Genomic DNA, 12,465 nt, shown 5'->3' with positions numbered 1-12,465 from the left:
AAAGAAGTGTTATGAAAAACATGACGGAGATTTCCGAGTCATTGTCGGCTCAGTTCCGTGATTTAAACGGAATTCACCCAGGTTTGTGGCCTATCGTTCCGCGCATGTTGTGCGCATTGGGAACGGTGATTGTGGTCGTCGTGGCGGGTTGGTATTTTTATTGGAGCACACAATTCAACGAACTCGAAGCTGGGCAACAGCAAGAGGTGACATTGAAAGAGGACTATAAAAATAAAATCCAGCAATCGATTAACTTGGAAGGTTTGCGCAAACAAAAATTGCAAGTTGAGAAATACGTTTCTGCCTTGGAAAAACAATTACCGAGCAAAGCTGAAATGGCAGCCCTGTTATCGGATATTACCCAAGCCGGTTTAGGGCGCGGTTTATCCAATGATTTATTTAAGCCCGGTCAAGCCGTGCCCAAAGATTATTACGCTGAATTGCCGATTGACGTGAAATGGACCGGTAGTTATCACGACATTGGCGCGTTTGCCAGTGATATTGCCCATCTTTCTCGGATTGTGACCTTGAACAACTTAAGTATTACGGTCAATAAAGACAGCGTGTTGACATTGGATGCCGTGGCAAAAACCTTCCGCTACCTTGATCCGGAAGAAGTAGCGACACAGAAAAAAGCGTCAAAAGGAGCTAAGAAATGAAAAAACTCCTGGGCGTAATGTTGCTGCCTTTGGGTTTGGCAGCGTGCGGTGATAGCAGCGTACAAGAAGTACAGCAATGGATGGACAAGACCAAGCAAGAAACACGTCCGTCTATTCCAAAGTTAAAAGAGCCAAAAGATTTCATCCCGTTTACCTACGATAAAAAGGGCGAGATCGATCCTTTTAGTCCAGTTAAATTGCAGTCGGCCTTGGCTAAAATGAATCCCGGCAGCGCCCACGGTATCAAGCCGGATATGGACCGCCGACGCGAAGCCTTGGAATATGTACCGTTAGATGCCTTGAAAATGGTCGGTACCTTGACCAGCGGATCAGCACACTACGCGTTGTTGCAAGCTGATGGCAAAGGCGTTACCCAAGTTAAAGCAGGTAATTATGTTGGTCAGAATTTTGGTCTGATTACGAAAGTCAACGATGACTCGGTAGAGATCAAAGAAATTGTTCTCGATAGCGGTGGCGATTGGATTGAACGGTTGACCAAGTTAGAGTTGCAGGAGACACAAAAATGAGGAATTTACTAAAAATGCGTGCAAATAAGAGCGGATGGTCTTCCATGTATCGACTTTTCTTGGTGTTGAGTGTGATGGGTTTTTCCAGCCACGCATTGGCGCAATCGAACGCGATTCAAGACGTTGTTGCGAGCCAGCAGGGTAGCAACATCATCGTTAAGGTAACGATGAAAAATCCGCTGGACAAAGCTCCACTGGGTTTTACCACCCAAGCGCCAGCGCGCATCGCCTTGGATTTTAGCGACACCAGCAATGACTCGGGTAAGTCGAATGTCAACATCAATATGGGCAACGTGCGCAACCTGAACGTGGTGCAAGCCGGTGAACGTTCGCGTTTGGTATTTAATTTGACCAAGCCTCTCGATTACGCCAGCGTAGTGGAAAACAATGTATTGATTATTACCATCGATGGATCTGGCGACGTCGCAACACCAGTCAATTCAAAAGGCCAAATCGTCGCTCAACCAGTTGTGCAAGTTTCCAAGCAAGCGTTGCGCGATATCGATTTCCGCAAAGGTGTCAATGGCGAAGGTCGTATTGTGATCGATTTGCCGAGCAAGCAAGTACCCGTCGATGTGCGCCAGCAAGGTAATACCTTAGTTGCCGACTTTACCAAAACCGAATTGCCAGAAGTCTTGCGCCGTCGTTTGGATGTCACTGATTTTGGTACACCAGTGCAATCGATTACCACTACCGCCCAAGGCGACAATGTTCGCATGGTTATTGAACCTCGCGGCCCGTGGGAACACAGCGTATACCAAAGCGATACGCAGTTGGTTATCGAAGTTAAGCCGATCAAGGTTGATCCAAATAAGCTTACCCAAGGTACTCAGGGCTATCGTGGTGAGAAATTATCGTTGAATTTCCAAGACGTGGAAGTGCGCGCTTTACTGCAAGTGATTGCGGAAGTCAGCGGCTTTAACGTTATTTCGTCCGAGTCGGTTAGTGGTCGCATGACATTGCGTTTAAAAGACATTCCTTGGGATCAAGCGTTAGAAATTATTATGCAAGCTAAAGGCTTGGATATGCGTAAAAACGGCACCGTGATTTGGGTCGCGCCAAAAGACGAATTGCTGACTAAAGAACGATTGGAATTAGAGCAAAAAGCGCAAATCGGTGACTTAGAGCCGCTCAGAACCGAGACCTTCCAGCTCAACTATCAAAAAGTTGCTGTTATCAGCAAGGCGTTGGGTTTGGATGCAACCGGTGCTGTGAGCGAAAAACAATCCATCTTGTCCAAACGCGGTAAGGGTGTGATTGATGCACGTACCAATCAATTATTTGTGACGGATGTGGCCTCGCGATTGGAAGCTGTGCGTCAGTTTGTACAGAAGACCGACGTGCCATCGCGTCAAGTGTTGATTGAAGCCCGTCTGGTTGTCGCAACCGATGATTTCAGCCGCAATTTGGGTTCGACCTTGGGCTTTACTGACATGCGTAGTATTCAAGGTGGTACGGCTGGTTTCCCAGTGACCGGTTCAACCAATGCAGCATTAACCGGTACCTACCAAGGCTCGAGTGATCAAACTTTGCAAACCAGTGTTAATCAGCGTACAACCGCAGCCTTTACTCAGGCGGGACAGTTCTTTAGTCTGCCAGCTGCTGCAATTAACGGTTCTAATCCTGCCTCGTTTGCTGTCAGTTTATTTTCGTCTGCTGCTAACCGTTTCTTGAACATGGAAATCTCTGCCTTGGAGGCGGATGGTAACGGTAAAGTGATTTCAAGCCCGCGTGTTGTTACGGCTGATCAAGTTCCTGCGGTCGTGGAGCAAGGTACCGAGTTACCGTATCAACAAGCCACAAGCAGCGGTGCGACGTCTGTGACATTTAAAAAGGCGAACTTGCGCTTAGAAGTCACACCACAAATTACGCCAGATGGGAATATTATTTTGGACGTAGACGTCAACAACGACACGCCAGGCACCCTCACCACTTCGGGCTATGCCATCAACACGCAACATTTGAAAACTATAGTGATGGTGGATAACGGTGGAACGGTTTTGTTAGGCGGTATTTTCCAAGAAACAGAACAAGACTCCGTAACTAAGGTCCCTCTATTGGGTGACATCCCGTTCTTAGGATATTTGTTTAAATCTACGGGAAAAACACGCAATAAGACCGAACTATTGATTTTCATTACTCCGAAAATCATCGCCGATCATTTAGCTAAATAATGATTTGGTCTGGTGGAAACACCGCGCAGAGAAACTGAAGTAACCGCATACACAATGTATTGGAAAGCAAAATGAAGCTGAATTTTAAAGGTATTTTTACGGCACGTTATTGGACACTATTAGTATCGGCCATCCTCTTGGCGGTGGTCGCTGCCTGCGGTGGTGGCAATGGTTCCGCAGGAACGCCTTTAGGTGGCTCCGGCAGCGGAAGTGGGACTGGCGGCGGAACGACTACAAATAAAAACGGCGCAATCGTCTTAACGTTGACCGATTCTACTGGTGCAAACGCAACCGCTATACCTTCTGGCGCTTCTTTAACCGCGCAAGCCAAACTCACTAATGCTTCGGGTGGCGCAGTCGTTGGCGTGGTTGTTACGTTTGCAGTGAGTAATTCGGCCGGTGTGTTGTCACCAAGTTTGGGTACCGCGTTAAGCGACAGTAACGGCGTTGCTGTTATCACACTTTCGTCCGGCTCTGGCGCCGGTGCAGCCACTTTAACTGCATCAGCAACCATTGTTGGCACCGCAGCGGTGACGAGCTCGATTGGATTTACGAATGGCGCAGTTGCTACCGCTACGTCCAGCCCGGTTCTTAAACTTACCTTGAAAGACTCGTCCGGTGCTACGAGCAGCACGGTGTCGACGGCAAGTCCATTGACTGCCAGCGCAACAGTGGTCGACGGAACTGGTGCTGGGATTCCAAATGTATTGGTCACTTTTTCAAGTACAGCAACGTTAACCAAAATTGCTCCGTCAGCCAGCACCGCAGTAACTAACTCAAACGGTGTAGCCACCGTTACTATTAGTCCGCTGGATCTGGCAACTGCTCAGTCACAAGCCGGTGCGGCGGGAACGGTTGTTGCGATCGCTAATTACAAAGGCACAAATCTCTCTGATTCCGCCAACTTTAGCCTTGGGGCGACTTCGCAAGTCTTAAGCTTGGCCTTAGTTACACCATCACCCAATCCAAGTTCTTTGGGAGCCTATGCTTCTACAGCGGTTCAAGTGAGTGTCTCGGCCAACGGAGCGCTGTATACTGCTCAACCGGTTGTGGTGAACTTCAGTTCTTCCTGTGCTACTAGCGGCAAAGCCGTCATGCCTAGCAGTGCCGTGACAGTAAATGGCGTAGCTGCGGTGACCTACAAGGACAATGGCTGCGGCACAACTGATGTTGTCTCAGCCACGGTCGCAGGTGTTGCTACTCCCGTCACAGCAACCTTGAACGTGGTCGCGCCGGTAGCAGCTTCGATTAACTTTGTTTCGGCCGCACCTAGCGATAAATCTATCGTGTTACAAGGTTCGGGCGGTAATGGTCGTAGCGAAACTGCCATTTTGACTTTTAAAGTAGTCGATATCAACGGGGTTGGTTTAAAAGGCCAAACAGTGACTTTCACCAATAATTTCCCAACGATTGCGACCCTTAATACCGCAAGTGCGGTTTCGCAAACGGACGGTACGGTCACCGCAACAGTGAATTCGCAATCAACGGCAGGAACATTCCGAATCTTAGCAACCTTAGCAAGTGGTCTATCGAGCCTGTCAGACACCATAACAGTCACGACCGGACAGCCGATTCAGGCGGCGTTTTCACTCAGTGCCACTAGCTACAACATTGAAGGTTGGGACAACGATAATATTCCAAGTAACTTGGGCGTGCTAATTGCTGACAAAAACGGTAATCCAGTCGCTGATGGAACTCCTGTGGTCGCAACAACCGATAGTGGCGCGGTCGGTTCCTCTGCGGTAGGTGGCTGTCAAAATGGCACTATAAATGGTTCTTGCTCGGTTCCATTCCGCAGTCAGAATCCTCGCTACGGGCTTGGCAATACAGCAGGTAAACGAGCTGGCTTAGCCACTATTCAATTTAATAGTAGTAACTCAACCACACTGCCATTAACCGGACAACTTCAAGTCTATTTAAGTGGAAATACTGTGGCCCACGTTTATAGTGGTGGTACGGAGATATTTAGTGGCGCTGCATTTACTACGAATAGTTGCTCGATATATAACCTGAATCTCGAGTTTGAAGATCTGAATTTTAACCCGATGCCATCAGGGTCCACGGTTTCCGTGATCAATCCACTTAAGGTAGCCGCGGGTACTATATTCCCAGCTCTTGTTCCGAGCATCCCGCCCAACGGCCTGGTTCCTGCATCTGCAGCAAACAGACAGGGGTCAACACATAACATTCCATTGACTCCCGACTCAACAAATTGCAATGCTGCTGGATCTGGAACCTATACAAGTACATTCCAAGTCGCTGTAACTACCCCGTTAGGTAAAGGTACGGTATATACTTTCAGCTTAGTTTACCCACATTAACCTAAGTTGATTGTCTGCATTGGAAACACAAAGAAATATTTTTTTAGTCGGTTTGATGGGCGCGGGTAAGACAACAATTGGCCGCGCCCTTGCAAAGAAGCTCAATATGCGTTTCGTGGATTCGGATCACGAAGTCGAGGCGCGCACTGGGGTGGCGATTCCGGTCATCTTTGATATCGAAGGCGAAGCGAGTTTTCGCCAACGTGAAGCCGATGTTATTAAAGACCTCACCGCGCAACGCGGTATTGTTTTAGCGACTGGCGGTGGAGCAGTGTTAAATGCTCAGAACCGCCAGTTTTTACATTCGCGCGGCACCGTTATTTATTTGCGTGCTAGCGTCTCACATATTCTGCAACGTACCAGTCACGATAAAAATCGACCCTTGCTGCGCACGGCTGATCCGCGCAAAGTGTTGGAAGAGTTAACTGTCCAGCGCGACCCCTTATATCAAGAAGTGGCGCATTTGATCGTCGAGACTGGTCGTCCTAATGTACCAAATCTGGTGCAAACAATCTTGGTACAATTGGGCTGGCCACTTGCTCCAGTCTCCAGACTCACCATTCCCATGTCATCACAACCTCAACACGCATCACATTTACTTAAAGTCGCTTTGGGCGAACGCAGCTATCCGATTTTGATTGCTCCGGATGCGATTAAACAAATCGCTAAATACATCAGTTCCAATCGGGTCATGATCGTGACCAACACGACGATTGCGCCCTTATATTTAGAGCGCATTAAAACCTCGCTAGAAACCGTCGGTAAAAAAGTCGAAATCGTCATTCTGCCCGATGGTGAAGCCTACAAAACGATGGAAAGCCTGAGCTTAATTTACGACGCGTTATTAGAAAAAAAATGCGACCGTAAAACCACCTTAGTCGCGCTTGGCGGCGGAGTAGTTGGCGACATCACCGGCTTTGCCGCGGCCAGCTATATGCGCGGCGTACCTTTTGTGCAAATTCCAACCACTTTGCTTTCGCAAGTAGATTCGTCCGTTGGTGGTAAAACAGGTATCAATCACCCGCTTGGTAAAAACATGATCGGCGCGTTTTACCAACCGCAAGCGGTGGTGGCCGATATCAATACTCTGTCCACGTTGCCCGAGCGTGAGCTGTCCGCCGGTTTGGCTGAAATGATCAAATACGGCGCGATTATCGATACCGATTTCCTGACGTGGTTAGAGCAAAATTGCCAAAAACTCCGTGCGCAAGATCCAAGCGCTTTAGCCTACGCCATCGGCCGTTCGTGCGAAATCAAAGCCGAAGTGGTGCGCTTGGATGAGCGGGAAGGCGGGCTGCGCGCCATTCTCAATTTTGGTCATACCTTTGCGCACGCGATTGAATCCGCTTTGGGTTACGGCGTCTGGTTGCATGGCGAAGCAGTTGGTTGTGGCATGGTCATGGCCGCCGATTTGTCGCAACGTTTGGGATATATTTCTGTTGCAGAGGTCGAACGCATTCGCGCCTTAGTTGCCGCCGCCGGATTGCCCATTATTGCGCCAGATTTGGGCCTAGCCACTTGGCTGGATTGGATGCAGGTGGACAAGAAAAACGAAGGCGGGCAAATCAAATTTATCTTACTCAAAAAAATGGGCCGAGCTGTCGTTGAATCGGTTCCCGCTTCGGTACTAGAGGCAACGTTGAAAGCCTGTTGCACGCCTTAGTTGTATCGGGTGCATCTCAAAAGAAAGTTGCTTATGCCAGAATTAATTTCCACTAAATTGAATCCCATTCTGGCACCGTATGCGGTACACGATAATCATCCGCCGCGGCGTCAATTTGACGAACCGGCGGCGACTTCACGTAGCGAATTTGGGCGCGATCGCGACCGCATTATTCACAGCAGCGCGTTTCGCCGCTTGGAATACAAAACCCAAGTCTTCGTCAATCACGAAGGCGATTTATTCCGCACTCGGCTAACGCACAGTTTAGAAGTGGCGCAAATCGCCCGCTCAATTGCACGCAATCTGCGTTTAAATGAAGATTTGGTCGAAGCGATTTCGCTAGCCCATGATTTGGGCCACACTCCATTCGGCCACGCCGGGCAAGACGCCTTAAATGCGTGCATGCAGCCCTATGGCGGGTTTGAACATAATCTGCAAAGCCTGCGCATCGTCGATAAGTTAGAAGAGCGTTACGGCAGTTTTGATGGACTCAATCTGACCTTTGAAACGCGCGAAGGCATTCTCAAACATTGCGCTCTGAAGAACGCTCCGCAGCTGGGAGAATTAGGTCAGCGCTTCATCGACAAAAAGCAACCTAGCTTGGAAGCGCAGCTGGCGAATTTGGCCGATGAAATCGCTTACAACAATCACGATGTGGATGACGGCGTGCGCTCTGGCTTGATTCAAGAAGAGCAGCTGATGGATGTGAAATTGTTCGCTCGAAATCGTGCATTGGTAGAACAGGCATTTCCCGGACTGACTGGAAAACGAGCGATTGCAGAAACTGTGCGCCGCATGATTAACGCGCTGATCTCCGATTTAATTACCACGTCCGAGCAACGCATTTTGGCGCAACAACCTAAGAGCGTTGACGATGTCCGAAACGCACCGAAATTGATTGCATTTTCTGATTCAATGCATGCGGAAGCAAGCGAGTTAAAGCAGTTTTTATTTAAGAATCTGTACCGCCATTATCAGGTGCAGCGCATGACCAGCAAGGCGCGGCGCTGCGTTACCGAGATGTTTGATTTATTCATGAAAGAATCCGATCTGCTACCACCGGATTATTTCGTTCCCAATAACGAACTCAAGCAAGCCCGTAAAGTGGCGGATTATATTGCGGGAATGACCGACCGCTATGCCATGCGCGAACACCGCCGTTTATTCATTGTGGATGCACTTTAGGAGAAAAAAATGACTATGCGATTTCCATTATTGGCTTTGGGTTTGATTAGTATCACCGTCACAGCCTTAGCATTGCCAGTTTCGTTCGCCGATTTAAGTAACGCCGACGCCACAAGCGGTTTGCGCGCTGCGCTAGAAAAAGGCGCCGATTCTGCGGTCGGAAAACTTGGCGTTGAAAACGGTTTTTTATCGAACGATAAAGTCAAAATCAACCTGCCAAGTTCGCTAGACAAAGCCCAGAGCATTCTGCGTATGACCGGTCAAGGTCCTAAGATGGATGAGTTGATTGTTTCGATGAATCACGCGGCAGAGCAAGCAGTTCCGATGGCTAAACCGTTATTGATCAATGCGATTAAGTCGATGTCGGTGACGGATGCGAAAAATATTTTAAGCGGCGGTGATACGGCGGTAACCGATTTCTTTAAGCAGAAAACCTCCGCGCAATTATCGACCGAATTTTTGCCTGTGGTAAAACGCGTCACCGATAAATCGGGCTTGGCGACTCAGTACAATGCTGTCATGGGACCGGCGGCTAAATATGGCGTGGTTCCCGCACAGCAAGCCACCGTGGAATCCTATGTGACGGAACGTGCGGTCGAAGGCTTGTTTGTGATGATCGGCGAGGAAGAAAAAGCGATACGCAAAGACCCAATTGGAACTGGCAGCAAAATTATCGGGAAGGTGTTTGGTTTATTGAAATAATTAATGTTCGCTACAGTCATTTAACGAAAGAGGCAGTTCAGTGAACTGCCTCTTTTTTATTTCAACTCGCGCAAAGGATGCGCATACGCTGGCCAAACTTCTGCAAAAAATCCATCCACCAGTTCCGCACTAACTCCTGCTAAGGTGGGAGGATTCCATTTGGGTTGACCGTCTTTATCAACCACCAAGGCACGCACACCCTCCAAGACTTCCCCATGTTTGAAGCAATGACGCACCATCGTGCGTTCCATGCGCAAACAGTCAGCCACCGATAAGTTTTTGCCGCGCCTTAATTGCTCCAACGTCACGCACATTAATAGGGGTGAGCGGGTCAGCATGACTTTGACCGCTTGTTGTGCAAAGTCGGACGAATCTTGTTTGAGTGACGCGATAACTTCAGCGACCGAATTGTGGGCGAAGTGTTTATCGATCGCAGCGTGATTGGCAGCCAATTGGCTGGCCGCAAGTTGATGCTGATATGGAAGAGCAAATTCTCGAAGCGCATTGCGTAAATCATTGCCGCTAAATGCTTCGATGAATGTGATCAAAGCCGGCAACTGTTCGCTAGGAATAAACACATCCGCCAAATCAGGGTAAATCGCGTCAGCCGCAGTGATTATCTCACCGGTTAAGCCCAAATAAGTGCCGAGTTCGCCAGCGCAGCGCGACAAGAAATAGCCGCCGCCGACATCGGGGAACAATCCAATATTCACTTCTGGCATCGCCATCTTAGTTCGTTCCGTTACTATGCGTAAGCGATTGTTTGGACCGGCCTGTGCCACGCCCATTCCGCCGCCCATGACTACGCCGTTAAGTAATGAAATATAAGGTTTTGGGTAGTGATGAATCAAATAATTGAGCGCATATTCTTCGGTAAAAAAATCTTCCAATAACGCGCTGTCGCCCATTGGCGTGGTCGTGCCCACATCGTAGAAAAATCGGATATCGCCACCAGCGCAGAAGGCGCGTTCATGGCTGCCGTGTATCACCACTTGATGTACGTTGTCGTCGTCTTTCCACGCGAGTAAAGTTTGTGTGATCGCGCGGATCATTTCTAGCGATAAGGAGTTGAGTGCTTTGGGACGATCGAGAGTAATAAAGCCGGTGTTGCGCTGAATTCGGGTGAGTACGAAATTGGACATGGTGAAAATGATCGGGGTTGAAATTGATTTGGGAAATTAAAAAGGACGCTTGCGCGTCCTGATTTCAAGGTGAGTAATTAAAAATTAGGCGCTAGCTGAATTCAGTGCGCTTCCATCTAAATCAGCCGCAGCTAAATTAATCGACATGTGTTTCACAGGGTCATGTTTATGGTCCTGGATTTTGTCTTTGTGTTTGATCACTTGACGGTCCAGTTTGTCCATAAGTAAGTCAATGGCGGCGTATAAATCTTGCGCCAAGCTCTCTACGTGAATATCTTTGCCGGGGACGTGCAGATTAATATCTGCCTTGTGACGTTTTTCCTTCTCTTTGAGCTTATCAACGGTGATAGTAACGGTGATATCAATGACTTGATCGAAGTGTCGCATGATACGTTCCAGCTTACTTTGAATGTGTTCACGAATTGCTGGAGTTACTTCGAGGTGGTGTCCACTGATGGTGATATTCATAAGCGCTCCTATTGAATTAATGCTTGCTAAACAAAACCGATTTAGGGTTGATTGATGACCTCAAACAACTGCCTAGATCAACTGTCATTTAACAATGTAATGCTAAATTACAAGCACGTAGTTACAAAGTTTTACGCAAATTAACGGGGGGAATTTTTAACGCCTCACGGTATTTGGCTACAGTGCGCCGCGCAATTACCATGCCTTGTTCTCCGAGCATATTTGCAATTTTACTATCTGAGAGTGGGTTGGTCTGGTTTTCAGCTCCGATCAGTTGCTTGATAAGTGCCCTAATTGCGGTAGAAGAAGCTTCTCCCCCTGCTTCCGTGGCAACGTGGCTACCAAAGAAATACTTAAGCTCAAACATACCGTGCGGGGTCAACATGTACTTTTGAGTTGTTACACGAGAAATTGTACTCTCATGTAATCCCAGTGTATCAGCAATTTCGCGCAAAACAAGCGGACGCATCGCAACGGCGCCATGCGTGAAAAAATTCTTTTGTCTTTCGACAATTGCTTGTGAAACGCGCAAGATCGTATCGAAACGTTGGCGCATATTTTTGATCAACCAGCGCGCTTCCTGTAGCTGCGTATGCAGGGACGCGGCGCTCTTGTGCTGCTTTAATAAATTGGCGTACAAGGAGTTGACTTGCAACTTCGGCATGACATCTTGATTTAATTGCACTTCCCAACCTTGGCGCGTTTTGATTACGATGACATCGGGTGCAACGAAATCAACTCTGTCTTTACTAAAACCTTTACCAGGATGCGGCTGGCATTGGCGAATCACATCTTGCGCTTCGCGCAAATCTTGGTCGTCGCAATCTAATGCTTTTTTAATTTTATTAAAGTCGCGCTGAGCAAATAGCGTTAAGTAATCGTTGACGATGGTCAGCGCCAGACGACGTGTAACGAGGGGAATATGCGGCAAGCGTTTGATCTGAATCGCTAAACATTCGCTGGCATTACGCGCACCAACTCCCGCAGGCTCCAAGCTTTGTAGTAGCTTTAATGCGAAGCTCAAATCATCTAATTCGATGTTTAATTCGGGCGGCAACTCAGCCAGAATTTGTTCTAGCGATTCATCGAGATAACCATTTTCGTTGAGCGCTTCAATCAACAAGCAAAGCAGTGCCGCATCGCGATCGGTACGCGCAGTTAAGTTAGCTTGATCGAGTAAATATTCACGCAAACTTTGGTCAAGAACTTCGAGTTGCTGGCGTCCTTCATCGTCGCCATCTTGACTGTTGTTGCCGCGATTGGCTTCGCCCCAAATGGACGATTCATCGCCCTGAGCATCGCCGTAATCGCTTTGATCGGAGTTGCTTTCATCCGAATTTTTTTCGTCGCTCGATGCATTGCTTGAGTTTGATTCGGAACTCGGCGTTTGCGTCCCAACAAAATCCGTTTGCGATTGCGTTAATGCGCCGTCTGGAAGTAGGCGCACTGCGATATCCATTGGATCGTCGAGTCGCTCCAACAAGGGATTGTCGTGCAACATTTGCTCTAACTCTTGATGCAACTCGAGCGTCGATAATTGAAGTAGCCGGATAGATTGCTGAAGCTGTGGCGTCAGTGCGAGATGTTGCGAGGTACGTAACTGCAAGCCTTGTTTCATAAGCGC

General features: G+C 48.3%; 10 protein-coding genes. 7 read left to right on the top strand and 3 right to left on the bottom strand.

Going from position 1 to position 12,465, the window contains the following annotated elements:
• Positions 1 to 11 precede the first annotated feature (11 nt).
• The 7 genes from pilO (at position 12) to E2I14_RS10010 (ending at position 9,231) form a co-directional block, all read left to right on the top strand.
• Positions 12 to 659 carry a type IV pilus inner membrane component PilO gene (pilO, locus tag E2I14_RS10040; RefSeq protein WP_133328015.1) on the top strand — a complete coding sequence of 216 codons (648 nt, stop codon included), beginning with the start codon at positions 12 to 14 and terminating at the stop codon, positions 657 to 659.
• A complete protein-coding gene (locus E2I14_RS10035) occupies positions 656 to 1,186 on the top strand; it encodes a pilus assembly protein PilP (protein ID WP_133328013.1) in 531 nt (176 codons plus the stop codon). Before pilO ends, E2I14_RS10035 begins: the two co-directional genes overlap by 4 nt.
• On the top strand, positions 1,183 to 3,360 hold the full coding sequence (gene pilQ / locus E2I14_RS10030) for a type IV pilus secretin PilQ (protein ID WP_406675704.1): 2,178 nt from the start codon (positions 1,183 to 1,185) through the stop codon (positions 3,358 to 3,360). The genes E2I14_RS10035 and pilQ overlap by 4 nt, the downstream gene beginning before the upstream one ends.
• Positions 3,361 to 3,431: 71 nt before the next feature.
• Complete coding sequence (locus tag E2I14_RS10025) at positions 3,432 to 5,681, top strand: beta strand repeat-containing protein (RefSeq protein WP_133328011.1); 2,250 nt, start codon at positions 3,432 to 3,434, stop codon at positions 5,679 to 5,681.
• A gap of 55 nt (positions 5,682 to 5,736) precedes the next feature.
• Positions 5,737 to 7,344: a bifunctional shikimate kinase/3-dehydroquinate synthase AroKB gene (aroKB, locus tag E2I14_RS10020; RefSeq protein ID WP_133328405.1), complete on the top strand. Its 1,608-nt coding sequence runs from the start codon at positions 5,737 to 5,739 to the stop codon at positions 7,342 to 7,344.
• A gap of 33 nt (positions 7,345 to 7,377) precedes the next feature.
• Positions 7,378 to 8,529, top strand: a complete 1,152-nt coding sequence (locus tag E2I14_RS10015; protein ID WP_133328009.1) for a deoxyguanosinetriphosphate triphosphohydrolase — start codon at positions 7,378 to 7,380, stop codon at positions 8,527 to 8,529.
• A 15-nt stretch (positions 8,530 to 8,544) separates the two neighbouring features.
• A complete protein-coding gene (locus E2I14_RS10010) occupies positions 8,545 to 9,231 on the top strand; it encodes a DUF4197 domain-containing protein (RefSeq protein ID WP_406675706.1) in 687 nt (228 codons plus the stop codon).
• A 56-nt stretch (positions 9,232 to 9,287) separates the two neighbouring features.
• Here the strand turns inward: E2I14_RS10010 and E2I14_RS10005 are convergent, their stop codons facing one another.
• The 3 genes from E2I14_RS10005 to E2I14_RS09995 form a co-directional block, all read right to left on the bottom strand.
• On the bottom strand, positions 9,288 to 10,373 hold the full coding sequence (locus E2I14_RS10005; protein WP_133328006.1) for an enoyl-CoA hydratase/isomerase family protein: 1,086 nt from the start codon (positions 10,371 to 10,373) through the stop codon (positions 9,288 to 9,290).
• A gap of 84 nt (positions 10,374 to 10,457) precedes the next feature.
• Positions 10,458 to 10,841: a ribosome hibernation-promoting factor, HPF/YfiA family gene (gene hpf, locus E2I14_RS10000; RefSeq protein WP_133328004.1), complete on the bottom strand. Its 384-nt coding sequence runs from the start codon at positions 10,839 to 10,841 to the stop codon at positions 10,458 to 10,460.
• Between the two features lie 121 nt (positions 10,842 to 10,962).
• Positions 10,963 to 12,459, bottom strand: coding sequence for an RNA polymerase factor sigma-54 (locus E2I14_RS09995; protein ID WP_133328002.1), 1,497 nt, complete (start codon positions 12,457 to 12,459; stop codon positions 10,963 to 10,965).
• Positions 12,460 to 12,465 lie beyond the last annotated feature (6 nt).

It is taken from the genome of Sapientia aquatica (assembly GCF_004358105.1).
In the GTDB taxonomy this organism is placed as follows: Bacteria; Pseudomonadota; Gammaproteobacteria; order Burkholderiales; family Burkholderiaceae_D; genus Solimicrobium; species Solimicrobium aquaticum.
The sequence above is the reverse complement of the archived record's forward strand: the minus strand, read 5'-3'. Positions and strand labels throughout refer to the sequence as shown.